This is a genomic window from Streptomyces noursei (assembly GCF_001646665.1).
Classification (GTDB): Bacteria; Actinomycetota; Actinomycetes; order Streptomycetales; family Streptomycetaceae; genus Streptomyces; species Streptomyces lavendulocolor.
Genome location: NZ_LWBU01000405.1, coordinates 97,935 through 117,080 on the forward strand (window position 1 = coordinate 97,935; position 19,146 = coordinate 117,080).

General features: G+C 74.2%; 16 protein-coding genes. 11 read left to right on the forward strand and 5 right to left on the reverse strand.

What is annotated here, in order from left to right; genetic code table 11:
* The first annotated feature begins 238 nt into the window (after positions 1-238).
* Positions 239-3,769, forward strand: coding sequence for a transcription-repair coupling factor (mfd, locus tag A4V12_RS33440; protein WP_064073256.1), 3,531 nt, complete (start codon positions 239-241; stop codon positions 3,767-3,769).
* 97 nt (positions 3,770-3,866) lie between these two features.
* Here the strand turns inward: mfd and A4V12_RS33445 are convergent, their stop codons facing one another.
* Positions 3,867-4,430, reverse strand: coding sequence for a dihydrofolate reductase family protein (locus A4V12_RS33445; protein ID WP_064073257.1), 564 nt, complete (start codon positions 4,428-4,430; stop codon positions 3,867-3,869).
* 100 nt (positions 4,431-4,530) lie between these two features.
* The gene (locus tag A4V12_RS33450) at positions 4,531-5,085 is read right to left on the reverse strand and encodes a TetR/AcrR family transcriptional regulator (RefSeq protein WP_064073258.1); all 555 of its coding nucleotides are present in this window, start codon (positions 5,083-5,085) and stop codon (positions 4,531-4,533) included.
* Positions 5,086-5,173: 88 nt separating this feature from the next.
* On the opposite strand from A4V12_RS33450, the gene A4V12_RS33455 reads away from it, so the two are divergent.
* From A4V12_RS33455 to A4V12_RS33465, 3 genes are all read left to right on the forward strand, one after another.
* A complete protein-coding gene (locus tag A4V12_RS33455) occupies positions 5,174-6,034 on the forward strand; it encodes an SCO6745 family protein (RefSeq protein WP_064073259.1) in 861 nt (286 codons plus the stop codon).
* A 101-nt stretch (positions 6,035-6,135) separates the two neighbouring features.
* A complete protein-coding gene (locus A4V12_RS33460) occupies positions 6,136-6,900 on the forward strand; it encodes an HNH endonuclease family protein (protein ID WP_064073260.1) in 765 nt (254 codons plus the stop codon).
* Positions 6,901-6,952: 52 nt separating this feature from the next.
* Positions 6,953-7,699, forward strand: coding sequence for a hypothetical protein (locus A4V12_RS33465; RefSeq protein ID WP_064073261.1), 747 nt, complete (start codon positions 6,953-6,955; stop codon positions 7,697-7,699).
* 115 nt (positions 7,700-7,814) lie between these two features.
* On the opposite strand, the gene A4V12_RS33470 is transcribed toward A4V12_RS33465, so the two are convergent.
* Entirely contained in the window at positions 7,815-8,588 is a 774-nt protein-coding gene (locus A4V12_RS33470; protein WP_064073262.1) for a hypothetical protein, read from the reverse strand.
* Between the two features lie 55 nt (positions 8,589-8,643).
* Positions 8,644-9,552 (reverse strand): DUF4190 domain-containing protein, encoded by a 909-nt coding sequence (locus A4V12_RS33475; RefSeq protein WP_079137563.1) that lies wholly within the window; start codon positions 9,550-9,552, stop codon positions 8,644-8,646.
* 201 nt (positions 9,553-9,753) lie between these two features.
* Between A4V12_RS33475 and A4V12_RS33480 the strand changes: the two genes are divergently transcribed.
* The 3 genes from A4V12_RS33480 to A4V12_RS33490 all read left to right on the forward strand — a co-directional run bounded on the left by A4V12_RS33480 (position 9,754) and on the right by A4V12_RS33490 (position 14,193).
* The gene (locus A4V12_RS33480) at positions 9,754-11,889 is read left to right on the forward strand and encodes an N-6 DNA methylase (RefSeq protein ID WP_199831451.1); all 2,136 of its coding nucleotides are present in this window, start codon (positions 9,754-9,756) and stop codon (positions 11,887-11,889) included.
* Positions 11,890-11,998: 109 nt separating this feature from the next.
* The gene (locus A4V12_RS33485; RefSeq protein ID WP_064073264.1) at positions 11,999-12,670 is read left to right on the forward strand and encodes a hypothetical protein; all 672 of its coding nucleotides are present in this window, start codon (positions 11,999-12,001) and stop codon (positions 12,668-12,670) included.
* The gene (locus tag A4V12_RS33490; RefSeq protein ID WP_064073265.1) at positions 12,667-14,193 is read left to right on the forward strand and encodes a serine/threonine-protein kinase; all 1,527 of its coding nucleotides are present in this window, start codon (positions 12,667-12,669) and stop codon (positions 14,191-14,193) included. The genes A4V12_RS33485 and A4V12_RS33490 overlap by 4 nt, the downstream gene beginning before the upstream one ends.
* A gap of 103 nt (positions 14,194-14,296) precedes the next feature.
* On the opposite strand, the gene A4V12_RS33495 is transcribed toward A4V12_RS33490, so the two are convergent.
* Positions 14,297-15,100: a class I SAM-dependent methyltransferase gene (locus A4V12_RS33495; RefSeq protein WP_064073266.1), complete on the reverse strand. Its 804-nt coding sequence runs from the start codon at positions 15,098-15,100 to the stop codon at positions 14,297-14,299.
* 397 nt (positions 15,101-15,497) lie between these two features.
* Between A4V12_RS33495 and A4V12_RS33500 the strand changes: the two genes are divergently transcribed.
* From A4V12_RS33500 to A4V12_RS33515, 4 genes are all read left to right on the forward strand, one after another.
* The gene (locus tag A4V12_RS33500; protein ID WP_064073267.1) at positions 15,498-15,917 is read left to right on the forward strand and encodes a GtrA family protein; all 420 of its coding nucleotides are present in this window, start codon (positions 15,498-15,500) and stop codon (positions 15,915-15,917) included.
* A gap of 91 nt (positions 15,918-16,008) precedes the next feature.
* On the forward strand, positions 16,009-16,644 hold the full coding sequence (locus A4V12_RS33505) for a SurA N-terminal domain-containing protein (RefSeq protein ID WP_064073365.1): 636 nt from the start codon (positions 16,009-16,011) through the stop codon (positions 16,642-16,644).
* Between the two features lie 9 nt (positions 16,645-16,653).
* Positions 16,654-17,670 carry a nucleoside triphosphate pyrophosphohydrolase gene (locus A4V12_RS33510; protein ID WP_064073268.1) on the forward strand — a complete coding sequence of 339 codons (1,017 nt, stop codon included), beginning with the start codon at positions 16,654-16,656 and terminating at the stop codon, positions 17,668-17,670.
* A gap of 206 nt (positions 17,671-17,876) precedes the next feature.
* Positions 17,877-19,103 carry a cytochrome P450 family protein gene (locus A4V12_RS33515; protein WP_064073366.1) on the forward strand — a complete coding sequence of 409 codons (1,227 nt, stop codon included), beginning with the start codon at positions 17,877-17,879 and terminating at the stop codon, positions 19,101-19,103.
* Positions 19,104-19,146: the final 43 nt, after the last annotated feature.

Consider the following 19,146-nt stretch of genomic DNA (forward strand, 5'->3'; position numbering starts at 1 on the left):
GAGGTCCGCCCCGGGTCCGCCCGAGATCCGCGCGAGGTCCGCCCCCGCAGCGCCGCACCACCGCAGCGCCGGCCGCGGCACCCGCCCGCCGGCCCGCCACAGGGCCCGGCCGCCCGCACACCCGCCGGGGGAAGGTTTCGGGCGCGGGCACCGGACCGACGTCGTAGGCTGGAAACCCCCGGCCCGTGCGACGTGTCGGGCGGTTCGCGTTGCCCCCACCCCCCGGATGGAAGCCTTCATGAGCTTGCACGGTCTGCTCGACGCCGTCGTCAAGGACCCCGCCCTCGCCGAAGCGGTGAAGGCCGCCGCCGACGGCCACCGGGCCCACGTCGACCTGGTCGGCCCGCCCGCGGCCCGCCCCTTCGCGCTCGCCGCGCTGGCCCGGGACGCCGGCCGCCCGGTGCTCGCCGTGACGGCGACCGGCCGGGAGGCGGAGGACCTGGCGGCCGCGCTGCGCAGCCTGCTGGAGCCGGACTCGGTCGTGGAGTACCCGTCCTGGGAGACGCTGCCGCACGAGCGCCTCTCGCCCCGTTCCGACACCGTGGGCCGCCGTCTGGCCGTGCTGCGCCGCCTCGCCCACCCGTCGGCGGACGACCCGGCGACCGGCCCCGTGTCGGTCGTCGTCGCACCCGTGCGGTCCGTGCTCCAGCCGCAGGTCAAGGGGCTGGGCGACCTGGAACCGGTGTCCCTGCGCACCGGGCAGCAGGCGGACCTGGACGACGTGGTGGAGGGCCTCGCGGCCGCCGCGTACGCGCGCGTGGAGCTGGTCGAGAAGCGCGGCGAGTTCGCGGTGCGCGGCGGCATCCTGGACGTGTTCCCGCCGACGGAGGAGCACCCGCTGCGCGTCGAGTTCTGGGGCGACGACGTCGAGGAGATCCGGTACTTCAAGGTGGCCGACCAGCGGTCCCTGGAGGTCGCCGAGCACGGCCTGTGGGCGCCGCCGTGCCGGGAGCTGCTGCTCACCGACGAGGTGCGGCGGCGGGCGGCCGCGCTGGCGGAGGAGCACCCCGAGCTGGGCGAGCTGCTCGGGAAGATCGCCGAGGGGATCGCGGTGGAGGGCATGGAGTCCCTCGCCCCGGTCCTGGTCGACGACATGGAACTGCTGCTGGACGTGCTGCCCGAGGGGTCCATGGCGGTGGTGTGCGACCCCGAGCGGGTGCGCACCCGGGCCGCCGACCTGGTGGCCACCTCCCAGGAGTTCCTCCAGGCCTCCTGGGCGGCGACGGCCGGCGGCGGCGAGGCGCCGATCGACGTGGGCGCGGCGTCGCTGTGGGGCATCGCGGACGTACGGGACCGGGCGCGCGAGCTCGGGATGATGTGGTGGTCGGTGTCGCCGTTCGCGGCCGGCGAGGAGCTGGACGACGGCACGCTCACGCTGGGCATGCACGCCCCGGAGGCCTACCGGGGCGACACCGCCCGGGCGCTCGCCGACACCAAGGGCTGGCTGGCCGACGGGTGGCGCACGGTGTTCGTCACCGAGGCGCACGGCCCGGCGGCCCGCACGGCCGAGGTGCTGGGCGGCGAGGGCATCGCGGCCCGTCTGGCCGGGGACCTGACCGACCTGTCGCCGTCCGTGGTGCACGTGGCGTGCGGTTCGATCGAGTACGGCTTCGTCGACCCGGCGCTCAGGCTCGCGGTCCTCACCGAGACCGACCTGACCGGCCAGAAGGCGGCCGGCAAGGACGGGCAGCGGATGCCGACGCGGCGCCGCAAGACGATCGACCCGCTCACCCTGGAGACCGGCGACTACATCGTCCACGAGCAGCACGGCGTCGGCCGCTACATCGAGATGGTGCAGCGCACCGTCCAGGGCGCCACCCGCGAGTACCTCCTGGTCGAGTACGCCCCGGCCAAGCGCGGACAGCCCGGCGACCGCCTGTACATCCCCACCGACCAGCTGGAGCAGGTCACCAAGTACGTCGGCGGCGAGGCCCCGACCCTGCACCGGCTGGGCGGCGCCGACTGGACGAAGACGAAGGCGCGCGCCAAGAAGGCGGTCAAGGAGATCGCCGCGGACCTGATCAAGCTCTACAGCGCCCGGATGGCGGCGCCCGGCCACGCCTTCGGGCCGGACACCCCGTGGCAGCGGGAGCTGGAGGACGCCTTCCCGTACGCGGAGACCCCCGACCAGCTGTCCACCATCGCCGAGGTGAAGGAGGACATGGAGAAGACGGTCCCGATGGACCGGCTGGTCTGCGGCGACGTCGGCTACGGCAAGACGGAGATCGCCGTGCGGGCGGCGTTCAAGGCGGTGCAGGACGGCAAGCAGGTCGCCGTCCTCGTCCCCACCACGCTCCTCGTCCAGCAGCACTTCGGCACGTTCTCCGAGCGGTACTCGCAGTTCCCGGTCGTCGTCCGCGCCCTGTCCCGGTTCCAGACCGACACGGAGGCGAAGGCGACGCTGGAGGGGCTGAAGGACGGCTCCGTCGACATCGTCATCGGTACGCACCGTCTCTTCTCCTCCGAGACGAAGTTCAAGGACCTGGGTCTGGTCATCGTCGACGAGGAGCAGCGCTTCGGCGTCGAGCACAAGGAGCAGCTGAAGAAGCTGCGGGCCAACGTCGACGTGCTCACCATGTCCGCCACGCCCATCCCCCGGACGCTGGAGATGGCGGTGACCGGCATTCGGGAGATGTCGACCATCACCACGCCCCCGGAGGAGCGGCACCCGGTCCTCACCTTCGTCGGGCCGTACGAGGAGAAGCAGATCGGCGCGGCGATCCGGCGCGAGCTGCTGCGCGAGGGCCAGGTCTTCTACATCCACAACCGCGTGGAGTCGATCGACCGGGCGGCGGCCCGGCTGCGGGACATCGTCCCCGAGGCCCGTATCGCGATCGCCCACGGCCAGATGACCGAACAGGCCCTGGAGCAGGTGGTGGTGGACTTCTGGGAGAAGAAGTTCGACGTCCTGGTCTCCACGACCATCGTGGAGTCGGGCATCGACATCTCCAACGCCAACACCCTCATCGTGGAGCGCGGTGACAACTTCGGCCTCTCCCAGCTCCACCAGCTGCGCGGCCGGGTCGGCCGTGGCCGCGAGCGGGGGTACGCGTACTTCCTCTACCCGCCGGAGAAGCCGCTCACGGAGACGGCCCACGAGCGGCTCGCGACGATCGCGCAGCACACCGAGATGGGCGCCGGCATGTACGTCGCCATGAAGGACCTGGAGATCCGCGGCGCGGGCAACCTGCTGGGCGGCGAGCAGTCCGGCCACATCGCGGGCGTCGGGTTCGACCTGTACGTCCGCATGGTGGGCGAGGCGGTCGCCGACTACCGGGCCTCCCTGGAGGGCGGCGTGGAGGAGGAGCCGCCGCTGGAGGTCAAGATCGAGCTGCCGGTCGACGCGCACGTCCCGCACGACTACGCCCCCGGCGAGCGGCTGCGGCTCCAGGCGTACCGGGCGATCGCCTCGGCGAACTCGGAGGAGGACATCAAGGCGGTCCGCGAGGAGCTGACCGACCGCTACGGCAAGCTGCCCGAGCCGGTCGAGAACCTCCTGCTGGTCGCCGGGCTGCGCATGCTGGCGCGCGCCTGCGGGGTCGGCGAGATCGTCCTCCAGGGCCCGAACATCCGGTTCGCGCCGGTGGAGTTGCGCGAGTCGCAGGAGCTGCGGCTCAAGCGCCTGTACCCGCGTACGGTGATCAAGCCGCAGGCCCACCAGATCCTGGTGCCCCGCCCCACCACCGGGAAGATCGGCGGCAAGCCGGTGGTGGGCCGTGAACTGCTCGCGTGGACGGGCGAGTTCCTGACGACGATCCTGGGGTCGTAGCGCCGCCGCCCGCACGTACGGCGCGGGGCGGCTCTCCTCCGGGGAGGCGGGCCGCCCCGCCGCGTCGTCCGGCCGCGCCGTCGTCCGGCCGCGCCGCTCAGCCGCGCTTCGGCGCCAGGTGCAGGGCGGTGATGCCGCAGTCGAACGGCCGGGCGGCGACCAGCTCGAACCGCTGGTGGGCCCCGGTGGAGGGGAAGACGGGCAGTCCGGTGCCGAGGGCGACGGGGTTGACGAGCAGGTGCAGTTCGTCGAGCAGGTCCGCGGCGATCAGGCGCTGCGCGAGCGTGGCACCGCCGTAGGTGATGATGTCGCCGCCGGGCCGGGCCTTGAGCTCCGCCACGATCTTCGTGAGGTCCCCGCCGGCGACGACGGCGTTCTCCCACGGCGACTCGGTGAGGCTGTCGGAGACGACGACCTTCGGGGTGTCGTTCATCTTGTCGATGGACGCCTGGTCCTCACCCTCGGGGCCGGCGGCCCAGGCCGGGATGAACCCCTCGGCGAGCCTGCGGCCGAGCACGATGCAGTCGACCGGGGCGGTGAGCGCGTCGAGGTGGGCGTTGATGTCGTCGGTCCACGGGAAGGTGAGCCAGTCCATCTCCCCGTTCGGGCCGGCCATGTAGCCGTCGACGCTCATCTGGAGCTGAAGCTTGAAGGTGCGCATGAGGTGGGTTCCTTGAGCCGTGGGCGAGCCGTCGGTGTGTCGTCGTCGTTGTGGACCGGCGCCGGGCCGGAAACTCATCGGCGGTCGGGGGGATCGTCGGTCAGGACCCGAACAGCATGCCGGTGAGCGCGCGGAAGACGTCCTCCGGGTCGCGGTCGCCCACCGGGCCGGTGAGGTTGTGGGTCAGCAGCAGTGTGGCGAAGCCGTGGGCCAGGGACCAGGCGGCGACGCCCGCCAGGCGGGGGTCGCCGGTGTCGACCGCGGCGGTCACGGCCTCCCGGAGCCGGTCGCCGGCACGGAGTCTGGCCTCCTGGAGCGCCGGGTCCTCGGGACGGTGGAGGTCCGGCCGGAACATGACCTGGAAGTGCGCGGGGTGCTCCCTGGCGAAGCGCACGTAGCGGACGCCCGCGTCGCGCAGTCCGTCCGCGTCCGCGAGCGTGGCCGCCAGCAGGTCGAACCCCTCGGCCGCGATGGCGGTGAGCAGCCCGGTGCGGTCCTTGAAGTGGTGGGCGGGGGCCGCGTGCGAGACGCCCGCACGGCGGGCCAGGTCGCGCAGGCTCAGGGCGGCCGGGCCGTCGGAGCCGATGACGTCGAGGGCGGCGGTGAGGACGGCCCGCCGCAGGTCGCCGTGGTGGTAGGCGCGCTGTCCGGTCATGGGACCACCGTACGCCCAATCTAGGCATTGACAAGTCGGTGTGGCGGGAGGACGCTCGGACTAGTCAGTGACTAGATGCGGAGGCGTCATGAACCAGGACCTGGGTCGCGTACGGCAGATGTGGCACCTGCTGGAGCCCCTGCACGCCGTGCTCTACTACGCGCCCGAGACGTTCGAGGAGGCCGCCGCGCTCGGGTACGCCACCGAGGAGCGCTGGCCGTCCTACTTCGCCTGGCGGGCCGCGCCGCTCGGGCCGGTGGGCGCCGGACAGGTGACGGCCGCGTTCTACGGCTTCGCCCCCGCGATGGTCGAGCGGTACGTGCCCGCCGCCTGGGAGGCCGCCGCACCCGCGGACGTCCTGGCGGCGCGCCTGCGGGCGGTGGACCGGTTCTACCGGCGGCTGCTCGGGGAGGAGGCGGGCGCCCTGAAGGAGGCCGCCGCCCTCGCCCGGCGCGCCGCCGAGGCCGCCGTCCACGCCGGGCGGCCGCTCGCCGCCGCCAACGCCGCCCTGGAGTGGCCGGGCGAGCCGCACCTGGAGCTGTGGCAGGCCGCGACCGTGCTGCGCGAGCACCGCGGGGACGGCCACCTGGCCGCGCTGCTCACCGCCGGGCTCGACCCGGCCGAGTCGCTGGTCTCCTTCGCCGCCGTGGGCGCCGCGTCCCCGGAGGTGTTCGCGAGCCGGGGGTGGAGCGCGGAGCAGTGGGCCGCCGCCCGCGAACGGCTCGTCGCACGCGGCCTCCTCGCCCCCGACGGCACCGCCACCGACGCGGGGCGCGCCCTGCGCGACGAGGTGGAGCGCCGTACCGACGAGATGGCCGCCGGGCCCTGGGCGGCGCTCGGCGCCGACGACACCGCACGGCTCGCGGACGCCCTCGGCGGCGTCTGGCTCGCCGTCATCGGCAGCGGCCTGCTGCCGGGTGAGAACACCCTGGGCATCGGCAAGGTGTAGGGGGCGTCTCGCCGATCACGCCGGGCTCCCGCCGATCCGGCCTGACCGGCGAGACACCCCCTGGGCCCGGCGCCTACGATGCGGGGATGCCCCTGACACGGATGCCCCGGCCGTCGGCGCCCACCGCGGCGGCGGTGCTCGCCGCGACGCTCGCCGCGTCGTTCCTCACCGGGTGCGACGCGGCCGGTCTCGTCGACGGCGGCGGGACCGCCGGGCCCGGGCCGGCCCGCGCCGCCGGGGTCGTCCCGCTGGACAACCCGGACGGGACGAGGCCGGGCCTCGCGCCCCTCGCCTCCGACGCCGACCGGGCGGAGGCCCGCCGGCTCGTGGAGACGCTCACCGTGAAGGGGCGCGGGCCCCGGACCGGGTACGACCGCGACGAGTTCGGGTACGCCTGGATGGACACCGCCGACGGCGTACCGCTGGCCCGCAACGGCTGCGACACCCGCAACGACCTCCTGCGCCGGGACGGCCGGGAGGTGCGGCTCCGCTCCGGTTCGGACTGCGTGGTGGTCGCGATGACGCTGCACGACCCGTACACCGGCAAGGCCATCGTGTGGAAGAAGGCGGAGGCGGCCGCGGTGCAGATAGACCACGTCGTCCCGCTGTCCTACAGCTGGCAGATGGGCGCCTCGCGCTGGCCGGAGAGTAGGCGCGAGCAACTGGCGAACGACCCGCTGAACCTGCTGCCGGTGGACGGGCCGTCCAACAGCCGCAAGGGGGACTCCGGTCCGGCGTCCTGGCTGCCGCCGGACCGGTCGGTGCGGTGCGCGTACGCCGTGCGGTTCGCGCAGGTCGCGAAGAAGTACGCGCTGCCGGTCACCGCCGCGGACAAGGACACGATGCTGCGGCAGTGCGGCGGCTGAGCCGGCGGAAAACACGTTGGGCTCCGCCGGGGCGGCTGTTTAGCCTGCCCGGATGGAACTGCACATAACGACGCTCGCCGAACGACCCGAACTCCAGGGCCCCTTGTGGCGGATGGGTGACCTGTGGCCCGAGTTCATGCGCCACGACCCCATCGGCTGGGCCAACATGGGCCGGATCGTCGCCGAGCTGCCGGAGTACGTCCTGGTGGCCACCGACTCCGAGGGGGCGGTCGTGGCGCGGGCGTTCAGCGTTCCGTTCCAGCTGGCGGCGGAGGGGCGCGGCGAACTGCCGGCGACCGGCTGGGACCAGGTGCTGCTGTGGGCGTTCTCGGACCGGCGGCACGGGCGCATCCCGGACACGGTGAGCGCCATCGAGATCGCCGTCGACGCCGGCGTACAGGGCAAGGGGCTGTCGGCCCGGATGCTGGCGGCGATGCGGGACAACGCGCGGGCGATGGGCTTCCGCGAGGTGGTGGCGCCGGTCCGGCCCAGCGGCAAGCACCTGGAGCCGGGTTCACCGATGCGGGAGTACGCCTTCCGGACGCGGGAGGAGGACGGGCTGCCGCACGATCCGTGGCTGCGCGTCCACGTCCGCGCGGGGGCGGTCGTGGAGTCCGTGGCGCCCGCGTCGATGACGATCGCGCACTCGGTGGAGCGGTGGCGCGAGTGGACGGGGCTGCCGTTCGACACGGACGGGCCCGTGGAGGTGCCGGGCGCGCTGGTGCCGGTGCGGTGCGAGGCGTCGAGCGGGTACGCCGTGTACGTCGAGCCCAACGTGTGGGTGCGCCACCGGCTGTAGGCGGCGGGGCGCGTGCCGGCGGGGGCGCCGGGACGCGCGGCGGAGCCGGACAGGCCGTCCCCTCCGACGGCCCGTCCGGCTCCACCGTTCCCCCGTGTGCCCCCCGTTGGCCTCTTTACTGCGCGCCGAGTTCGTCGAGGTCGAGAATGTCCTTGGCGGCCGGCTTCTTCGCCGCGACCGGCTTGTCGTAGTCCCGGAAGGACATGGTGCCCGGCTCCTCGCCGCCCTTCTGCTCGATCTTCAGCAGGTAGGGCTCGCCCTCCGTGGCGACGTAGATCTTGTACGTCGCCGCGCCGTCCTTCTCGGTGAGTATCAGCGCCTTCTTGCCGTCGACGGTGGTCTCCGCGCCCCGCTGGGCGAAGTTGATGCCCGTCTCGAACTCGTAGAGCATCGTGTCGAGTTCGCACATCTCCAGGCTGTCCTTCGCCTCGGGGTCCGTGGCGTCGGTCTTCATCCAGCGGCCCTTGAGCATCTTCAGGACCGCCTCCGTCTCCTCCGCGGAGCCGCCCTCGTTCTGCTCGCGCAGGAAGGCCTCGTCGAAGCGCATGTAGGCGTCCTCGCCCGTCTTGATGAGCTCCATGGTGCCGGTGGAGCCCATGGTCATGGTTCCCGCGCACCGGCCCTTGGTGTCCATGGCCATGAAGGCCTTGATCTGGCCGTCGGCCGTCTTCAGGTTCGCGTCGAGGGTGAGGGATTCGGCCGTCTTGGTCGCCTTGACGGCCTTGTTGGCGATCTGCGGGCCGGACAGGCCGGGGAACGGGCCGCTGTCCTTCGCCTGGCCCCCGCCCGGGGAGCCGGACGGGCCGCAGGCCGTGAGGCCGAGCGCGGCGACGGCGCAGAGGGCGGTCAGCACGGAGCGGGTGAGGGCGCGGGGGGCGGTGGAAGACATGGGGGTGCTTTCTGGGGACGGGGAGGCGGGGGAAGGGTGGTGCGGTGGTGCCGGGTCAGAGCTTCAGGTCCCACTGGGTGGCGTCGTAGTCGAAGCCGGGGGAGACCTCGACGGTCAGGGACTTGGCGTCGGCGGGGGCGTCGAAGGCGTACTTCACCGTGGCCTTCTTGCCGGGCAGGATGCTGCCGGTGAAGCCCTCGCCGTACGTCTCGCCGTCGAAGATCTCCTCGGCGGCGACCCCGTCGGCACCCGCGCGGGCGCTCACGGTGAGGCCGTCGGTGGAGAACTTCTCCTTGCCGGCGTTCTCGACGGTGATCGTCAGCTCGTGGACCTTGTTGCCCTCGGTGTGGCCGATCGCGAACTCGCCCGGCTTGACGGAGGTGGCCGCGGAGACGGTCACCTGGAGGTCGTCGTCGTAGATCGAGGTGTCGCCGGCGGCCAGCGGCTTGCCCTTGGCGGCCTCCTCGGTGGCCTCGGCGTCCCCGGCGGGCTTGCCGGACGCGGTGCCGCCGCTGCCGGCGGCCGGGTCCTTGGGAGCCGTGCTGCTCGTCGACTTGACGGCCTCGTTCACGGCGTCGTCCACGACCTTGTAGAGGAGGACCGCGCCGACGACGGACAGGATCATGGCGACCAGGCCGAGGATCGCGCCCGCCGTGGTCACGCCCTTGTTGACGGCCTCGCCCCGCTTGACGCGGCCGCGGCCCGCCAGGCCGAGGACCAGGGCGATGAGACCGAGGAGGCCGGCGAGCCAGAACATCAGCGGGATGACGCCCGCGAGGGTGCCGATGATGCCGAGGATCAGGGCCGCGGTGCCCAGTCCGTTGCGGGCCGGACGCGACGGCTGCTCGTAGGCCGGGGCGGCCCCGAACTGGCCGGGTCCACCGCCGTACGCGCCGGGGGCGCCGCCGTACTGGCCCGCTCCGGGCTGGGTGCCGTGCTGGGGCTGCTGCGTGAAGTCGGACATGGGTGCCCTCCCGGACAGTGACATGGCTGTGTGCCGGGGCCTGTGGCAGCTGCCCCGTGTGGCGATGGGTCAATAAGACCAGAGCGTGTGAACCGAGTCAACACGGTTCACGGAATCGCGGTCCGGTCACACTGTGAAGAGATCCCTCTTGTGTACGGCTGTAGGATCGGCGCCACAGCAGCAGAGGAAGGGAGTCGGCCGGTGCCGGAGAACGCAGCAGAGGTGACCGCGGCCGGGATCGCCCGCCTCGCCGGGGTGGGGCGTGCCGCGGTCAGCAACTGGCGGCGCCGGCACGCCGACTTCCCCAAGCCCGTCGGCGGCACCGAGACCAGTCCGTCGTTCTCGCTCGCCGACGTCGAACGGTGGCTGCGCGTCCAGGGCAAGCTCGCCGAGGTGCCGCTGCGGGAGCGGGTCTGGCAGCAGATCGCCGGCCACCCCGCCGGAGCCGTCACCGCCCTCGTCCACACCGGCTGCGCGCTCCTCGTCGTACGCGACAGGCCCAGCGGCTGGCTGGAGATGACCGCCGTGTCCGACGAGCGGATGGCCCGACTCCTGCCGCCCGCCCTGGAAGAGGTCCTGACCCTCCGTCTGGGACCCGAGCGGCCCGTCCCCACCCCGAACCCCACCGAGACGGCCCCGTCCGTCCCCCTGCTGCGCGCCGCCGCCGAACTCGCCGCCGAGACGGGCGCCCGGCAGGCCTTCGAGTTCCTCCTCGGCCGCCACCTGGACGCCAATCCCCGCCAGTACACCCTGACCCCGCCCGGCCCGGCCTCCCTCATGGCCGAGCTCGCGGGCCCGGCCGGGACCGTGCTCGACCCCGCCTGCGGCACCGGCGCCCTGCTGCGCGCCGTCACCCGCCCCACCGCCCTGTACGCCCAGGAGGCCGACCGCGACCTGGCCGCGCTCACCGCGCTCCGCCTGGCCCTCCAGTCCGGCGCCGACGTCCGCGTCCGGGCCGGCGACTCACTGCGCTCCGACGCCTTCCCGCGGCTCACCGCCGACGCGGTGCTCTGCCACCCGCCGTTCAACGAACGCAACTGGGGCCACGAGGAACTGGCCTACGACCCGCGCTGGGAGTACGGCTTCCCCGCCCGCACCGAGTCGGAACTGGCCTGGGTGCAGCACGCCCTGGCCCGGCTGCGCCCCGGCGGGACCGCCGTCCTGCTGATGCCCCCCGCCGCCGCCTCGCGCCGCTCCGGCCGCCGCATCCGCGCCGACCTGCTGCGGCGCGGCGCGCTGCGGGCGGTCGTCGCCCTGCCGGCCGGCGCGGCACCCCCGTACGGCATCCCGCTCCACCTGTGGGTGCTGCGCAAGCCGGTCGCGGGCGTCCCGGCCCCGCCCGCGCTGCTGGTCGTGGACACCGCCGAGCACACCGACACCGGCCGCGACAAGCTCGACTGGCCGGCCGTCCACTCCGCCGTGCTCGACGCCTGGCAGCCCTTCGACAAGCACGGCACCGTCGAGGAGCGCCCCGGCGGCCACCGCTGCGTGCCGGTCATCGAACTCCTCGACGACGACGTCGACCTCGCCCCCGCCCGCCACCTGCCGCCCCCGCCGGCCGTCGGCGGCGCGGAGGAACTGGCCGGTGTCCGCGACCGGCTGACGGCCGTGCTGCGCCGCACCGGCGAGCTGACCCCGCCGCCCGCCCGCACCGCCGCGCACCCTGAGCCCGCCCGCCTCCCCGGCGTCACCGTCGGCGAACTGGCCCGCACCGGCGCCCTGGAACTGCGCGCGGGCGGCACCGGAACCGCCCCCGCGAGCGGCACCGCGGTCACCGTCCCCGGCGCGCCCGCCGCCACCGCCCCCTCCGGCACGGCGGCCGCCGCCACGGCAGGCGACGGCCCCGCCTCCGTACCCGTCCTCACCGAGCAGGACGTCCTGGCCGGCCAGGGGCCCTCCGGGAGCCTCCCCGAGGGCGCCGCCGAGGAGCCCGTGCTCGTCCGCGCCGGCGACGTCGTCGTCCCGGTCCTCGGCGGCGGGTCGATCGCCCGGGTCGTCGACGACGCCACCGCGGGCGCCGCCCTGGGCCGCAACCTCCAGCTGCTGCGCCCCGACCCGGCGGCGATCGATCCCTGGTTCCTCGCCGGCTTCCTGCGCGGCACCGCCAACAACCGGCAGGCCAGCAGCTACGCCTCGACGGCGACCCGGCTCGACGTGCGGCGCCTCCAACTGCCCCGGCTGCCGCTCACCGAGCAGCAGCGGTACGGGGAGACGTTCCGCGCGCTCGCCGAGTTCGAGGAAGCCCTGCGCCTCGCGGGGCGGCTGGGGGAGCGGCTGGTGCAGGGCATGTACGACGGACTGACGGACGGCACGGTGGAGGCCGCACCGGGCGGGTGATCGTTTCCACAACGGTTCCGTACAACCCCGGCACCGCTGTCGGTGTCGATGTATACGCTCGTCCTCTCGCCCGACTCTCCGGGTCGGCACACGTCATCCAGGAGCAGTAATGCACGGCCACGGCCACGCACCGCCTCAGCCAGGGCGCCCCGCCGACGGCACGCTGGTCGTCCTGCGCACGCTCTTCGTGGTCCTCACCGTGCTGAGCTGCGGCTTCCTCGCCTGGACCCCGCTGCTGCGGCTGGCCGTCGTCACCCGGAAGGCCCTCGACTGGGCCCTGTTCGGCCTTCTCCTGCTGTCCACGGCCGGGATCTTCGTCTTCCTCGGCAAGACGGTTCCCGAGGACGAGAAGCAGGAGATGAGCGACGGGGCGGCGCTCTTCTTCGGCGGGTGGATGATCGTCACCATCGTGGGCGTCACCATCTACTACCTGATCGCCGAGATACGGCACTACGGGCGCCCCGTCCCGCCCGTCGGCGGGTACGGGCCCGCCCGGGCCACCGGGTACGGCTACCCGCCCGTCGCGGCCCCGGCGCAGCAGACCTTCCCGCAGCAGGCGACGCCCCCGCCGCTCCACCAGGCGCCCCGGCCCCCGGCCGCCGGGCCCGTCCCCGCCCCGCCGGCCCCCCGGCCGCACCCGCAGTCCCAGGCCCCCCACACCCCGCCGCAGCCCTCCGCCAAGCCGAAGTCGCAGCGCATCGACCAGGTGCGCGCCGAGCTGGACGAGCTCAGCGACCTGCTGCGCCGGGAGCCCCAGGACCCGCGGGAAGAGGGCAAGTGAACGGCCGGGTGATTTCCGGGCGGTACGAGCTGTCCACCGTCATAGGCCAGGGCGGCATGGGCCAGGTCTGGACCGCCTACGACGGGCGGCTCGACCGCCGCGTCGCCGTCAAGCTGCTGCGCCCCGACCACATGGCCGCGGCTACCGGCGCCGACGAGATGCGCCGCCGCTTCGTCCGCGAGTGCCGCGTCACCGCCCAGGTCTCCCACCCGGGCCTGGTCACCGTGCACGACGCCGGCAGCGACGGCGACGACCTGTTCCTGGTGATGCAGTACGTGGAGGGCGCCGACCTCGCCGACCACCTGGCCGAGCACGACCCCTACCCGTGGCAGTGGGCGGTGTCCGTCGCCGCGCAGCTGTGCGCGGTGCTCGCCGCCGTGCACGCCGTGCCGATCGTCCACCGCGACCTCAAGCCGCGGAACGTCATGGTGAAGCCCGACGGCACGGTCACCGTCCTCGACCTCGGCGTCGCCTCCGTCATCGACACCGACACCACCCGCCTCACCCACACCGGCTCGCCCATCGGCAGCCCCGCCTACATGGCGCCCGAACAGGCCATGGGCGGCGCGGTCGGCCCGTACACCGACCTGTACGCGCTCGGGGCGCTGCTCCACGAACTGCTCAGCGGCAACGTGCCGTTCGCCGGCTCCACCGCGCTCGGCGTGCTCCACCGCCACCTCTACGAGCCGCCGCTGCCCGTCCGCCAGCTGCGCCCGGAGATCCCCGACGCGCTGGAGGCCCTGGTCCTGCGGCTGCTGGCCAAGGACCCGCAGCACCGGCCGTCCGGCGCGCAGGAGGTGTACGAGGCGCTGGCCCCGCTGCTGCCCGCGCGCGGCGTCCCGACCGGCCCGCTCGACCCCACGCGCCCCTTCCTGCGCCCGCACGCCCCCTGGCCCGACCGGGTCACCACGCCCCCGCCGGTGCCGCAGCCGACCGTCCCGCCCGCCGCGACCCGCCCCGACGTGGCGGCCGCCGTGGACGAGGTCAAGCGGCTGCTCGGCGAGGGCAGCATCACGCAGGCCGTCGACATCCTCGGCGGGATCCTCCCGGCGGCCGCCGCCGAGCACGGCGAGCACTCCCCGGTCGTCCGGATCCTGCGCAAGCAGTACGCGACGACGCTGATGGACGACGGCCAGTTCCGGCGCGCCCTGCCCGAACTGCGGAGGCTCGCCGACGACCGGGCGGCCGAGGCGGGCCCGGCCGACCCGCAGACGCTGCAGTTCCGGTACGACGCGGCCCTGTGCCTGGAGCAGTTGGGCGAGACGGCCGCCGCGCTCGCCGAGTACCGCGCGGTCCTGCCCTACTACACGGGCAGCGGGTCCGCCGCGGCCGACCCGGCCCGCGCCTTCGACATCCGGCACCGCATCGGGCACCTGCTCCTCGCCATGGGCGACCACACGGCGGCCCAGCAGCAGCTCCAGAACCTGCTGTACGACACCGAGCGGGTGTACGGCCCGTACCACCCGCTGCCGGCGGAACTGCGCCGGGCGCTCGAACGGCAGCGGCAGATGCGCGGCGTGTGACCCCGCCCCCGGTCCGCCCGGCCGCCGCCCTCCCGCCGGGGCCACCGGGGCCACCGCGGTGACCGGGGCGGTCCGGTTCCGTTCCGTGCGGACTGCTCCGCGGTCAGGCCGCCCGGCAGTACACCGAGTCGGCGACCCGCCCGAGGCCGGTGAGGCCCGCCGGGCGCGGCTGGTCGCCGATGACGACGACCGCGCCGGGCGCCGCGAGGTCCCGCACGGCCGCCAGGTCGTGCCGGCCGTTCACCACGATGACGCCGTAGCGGCGGTCGGCGATCCGCTCGCGCACCCCGCCGTCCTCGAACCCGCCCCGCTCGATGCGCGCGATGTCCGCCGGTGCGGCCACGCCCCCTAGGGCCAGGTTGCCGCGCACCACGTCCTCCCGGGTGGGGGAGCCGTCCAGCGGGTCGACGATCGTCAGCCGCGCCTCGACCCCGCCGCGCCGCAGCATCCGGCGGAGCGCGGCGGCGAACAGCCCGTGGGCGGTGCCGATCTCCAGCACCTCGCCGTTCGGCGGGGCGAGCAGCGGGACGGTCGCGAGCCGCCCGCACACGTCGGAGACCGTGCCGGCCAGGCCGCCGGCGCCGAGCGCCTCCAGCGCCACCAGGTGGCGGTAGGCGACGGTGACGTCGTGCCGGGCCCGCTCGCCGTCGTCGCCGGTGACGGCGCGCACCTCCCGCACGAGGGTGTCGACCTGGGCGGCGGTGGGCATCCGGTGCCCGTCCCGCCCGGCCTGGTCGAGCAGCAGCCCGAGGCCGTAGCTCTGGCGGCGCAGGTCGGCCACCGCGTGGTGCAGGGCGTCGAGGTCGGTCTGGAGCGCGTTCGTCGCACGCTCCATGCGCTGCTCGACCAGGGCGAACGCGGGGCGCATGACCCGCTTCGCCAGCCGGTTGCTCAGAAGAGGGGGCATGCGGGGCAAGCTACGCCGCCCCACCTGCCGTCCCGGTCACAGCCCGGTGGTGCGCGGGTGAAGTCTTGGTGGCGCGCAGGCGACCCGTCGCGGCCACCGCCACCAGGACGCTGAGCGCCACGCCCCCGGCGGCCGTCCCAGCGCGCAGCCCGGGCGGTGGGGGAAGGGCCATCAGCCCCGATCGAGGGTGTCGCCCCGGTGAAGGGGGTCGGCACCCGCGGATATGTCACCCTGCTGGTGACGGTCACGGCACTCGCCGGGGTCCGGATGGCGTGGGACCCGTCGGCGAGCAGGTGGGCCGTATCCATGACGAGGTGAGAAGGCGCCCGCACCTGCCGGTGAAGGCGACCGACGCGCCCGTACCGCACCGCCGACCCCGTGGGGAGCTCGTACGCCGATGACCGTCCGCGGCCAGATGGTCAGGTTCGCGCTGGTGGGCGCGGTGAACACCGCCACCTACTACGGCTTCTACCTGTCGTTCCTGGCGCTGGGCCTGCCCTATGTGGCCGCCCACGTCCTCGCCTTCCTGCCGGCGATGACCGGGTCCTTCTTCCTGAACTGCCGGTTCACCTACCGGACCCGCCCCACGTGGCGGAAGTTCCTCCTCTTCCCGCTGACGAACGCCGCGAACTTCGTGATCACCACGAGCGGGGTCTGGCTGCTGGTCGACGTGGCGGGCTTCTCCAGCCGCTGGGCCCCGCTGCTCGCCGCCGCGGCGGCCATCCCGATCACCTTCGTGGTCTCGCGGACGATCATGCTGCGGCCCGAGACCCCCCGGACCCGTGACTCGTTGACCGAAGCAGTGGCCTCGAAGTAGTGGCCTGAGCCACATTCACTGCCTACCATCGATCACCGCAAGGTCGTTCCCACTGACGCACGACCCACGCCGGGAGGCTCCTTTGCACCGCCTGCATCGCCGCCGTCGCACCGCGCTCTCCGTCTCCGTCGCGCTCCTCGCCGCGACCCCGCTCCTGGCCGCCTGCGGAAGCGACGCCCACCCCGGCGCGGCGGCCGTCGTGGACGGCGACCGCATCGAGGTGGCCGCGCTCCAGGCGCAGGTCAGGGACGTCCGCAGCGCCCAGGAGGCCTCCCCGCAGGCGAAGCAGCTGATCGAGGCCACCGGGGACCTGAACCGCGAGAAGCTGAACGGCATGATCTTCGACCGGGTGGTGCGGAAGGTCGCCGCCGACCAGGGGATCACCGCCAGCCGCAAAGAGGTCCAGGAGACCCGGCGGGCAGCGGCCGCCCAGAGCGGCGGCGAGGAGCAGCTCGCCGCGATGCTGCTCCAGCAGCAGGGCGTGGCGCCCGACGAGATCGACGACGTGGTGCGGCGGAACGTCCTCATGAACAAGATCGCCGCCAAGCTGGGCGCCGGGAACACCCCGGAGGGGCAGCAGAAGCTCACCGAGGTCTTCGCCGCCGCCTCCAAGGCGCTCGACATCGACGTGAACCCCCGGTACGGCACCTGGGACAACGACAAGATCCAGCTCGGCGAGTACCGCGCGCCCTGGCTCCGTCAGTCGCCCGAGCAGCGGCAGATGTAGGTTCGAGGGGTGAACGCCGACACCCCCGACACCCCCGGTACCGACACCTCCGACACGCCCGGCCGCGTCGTCCTGCTCACCGCCAGCCACCGCGTCGCGCCCGGACTGCTGTCCTGGCCCGCATGGCGGACGCTGCACGCCGCCGACCTGGTGCTGTGCGCCGACGAGGCGCACCCGCAACTGCCGTACCTGCGCGAGGCGGGCGTCGCCGTGGAGATCGCCGCGCCCACCGCGCGGGAGCTGGTGGACGCCTGCGCGGGCGGCCGCACCGTGGTCGTCGTGGCGGCCGGCGAGGGCGACGGCGCCCTGACGGACGGGCTGGCCAGGATGGCGGGCTCCGGCCGGGTCGCCATGCCGGACCTGGAGCTGCTGCCGGGCTCGTACGACCTGCCGGGGGCCCGGCTGCTGGACCTCGTCGAGGTCATGAACCGCATCCGCCGCGAATGCCCCTGGTCGTCGCGGCAGACGCACGAGGGCCTGGCCAAGTACGGCATCGAGGAGGCGTACGAGCTGGTCGAGGCCATCGAGGACGGCGACCGCGACGAGCTGCGCGAGGAGCTGGGGGACGTACTGCTCCAGGTCGTCTTCCACGCGCGGATCGCCGAGGAGCACGAGGAGGAGCCGTTCTCGGTCGACGACGTGGCGGGCACGATCGTCGAGAAGCTCATCCACCGCCACCCCCATGTGTTCGGCGACGAGCGGGCCGAGACGCCGGAGGAGGTCAAGGCGCACTGGCTGCGCACCAAGGCCGTCGAGAAGCGGCGCTCCTCGGTGACCGACGGCGTCCCGCTCGGACAGCCCGGTCTGGCGCTGGCGGCCAAGCTCGCGAGCCGGGTCCGCACCGCGGGCCTGGACGTCGACCTCCCGTCCGGTGACGGCATCGGCTACGAACTGCTGGCGCTCGCCGCGCGCGCCGAGGCGGAGGGCGTCGACCCGGAAGCCGCCCTCCGCGCGGCGGGCCGCGCCTACCGCGACGCCATCCGCGCGGCGGAGGGCCAGGGGGCGCCGGATACCGTCGAGGGGTGAACGCCCCGCACGACACCCCGCAGGACACCCCCCGCTGCCCCGGCACCGGAAACGGCCCCGGGAACGACAACCGCCCCGGCACCCGCGACGCCCCCGGCACCGGCGCGCCGGGCGCCCCGCCCCCGCCGGCCGCCCCTGCCGCCCCGGCGGACTCGGGGGGCGCCCCGCGGTCCGGGCCCGGCGTACCCCCCGGTGCCGGACCCGAGCTGTTCACCTGGGAGTTCGCCACCGACCCGTATCCCGCCTACGCCTGGCTGCGGGAGCACGCGCCCGTGCACCGCACCACGCTGCCCAGCGGGGTCGAGGCGTGGCTCGTGACGCGGTACGCCGACGCCCGGCAGGCCCTGGCCGACCAGCGGCTCAGCAAGAACCCGGCCCACCACGACGAGCCCGCCCACGCCAGGGGCAGGACCGGCATCCCCGGTGAGCGCAAGGCCGAGCTGATGACGCACCTGCTCAACATCGACCCGCCGGACCACACCCGGCTGCGCCGGCTGGTGTCGAAGGCGTTCACGCCCCGCCGCGTGGCCGAGTTCGCCCCGCGCGTGCAGGAGCTCACGGACCGGCTCATCGACGACTTCGCCGCGAAGGGGAGCGCCGACCTCATCCACGAGTTCGCCTTCCCGCTCCCCATCTATGCCATTTGCGACCTGCTCGGCGTGCCCGCCGAGGACCAGGACGACTTCCGCGACTGGGCCGGGATGATGATCCGGCACGGCGGCGGCCCGCGCGGCGGGGTGGCGCGGTCGGTCAAGAAGATGCGCGGCTACCTCGCCGAGCTGATCCACCGCAAGCGGCAGGAGCCCGGCGACGACCTCATCTCGGGGCTCATCAAGGCCTCCGACCACGGCGAGCACCTCACCGAGAACGAGGCCGCCGCCATGGCGTTCATCCTCCTCTTCGCGGGGTTCGAGACGACCGTGAACCTGATCGGCAACGGCGTCCACTCCCTGCTGCGCAACCCCGGCCAGCGCGAGCGCCTCCAGGCCTCCCTCGCCGCCGGCGAGCGGGGCCTGCTGGAGACCGGTGTGGAGGAACTGCTGCGCCACGACGGGCCGGTGGAGCTGGCGACCTGGCGGTTCGCGACCGAGCCGCTCACCATCGGCGGCGAGCGGATCGCGGCCGGCGACCCGGTCCTCGTCGTCCTCGCGGCGGCCGACCGGGACCCGGAGCGGTTCGCCGACCCGGACGTGCTCGACCTGTCGCGCCGGGACAACCAGCACCTGGGGTACGGGCACGGCATCCACTACTGCCTCGGCGCGCCGCTCGCGCGGCTGGAGGGGCAGACCGCGCTCGCGACGCTGCTGACGCGACTGCCCGATCTCCGGCTCGCGGTGGATCCGGCCGATTTGCGGTGGCGTGGCGGGCTCATTATGCGGGGACTGCGCACGCTCCCGGTCGAGTTCACCCCGTTTGCGCCCCTTGGAAACTGACGCTCCGTCATTTCTGTGATCTTCGCGTAATCTCCGCTGCATC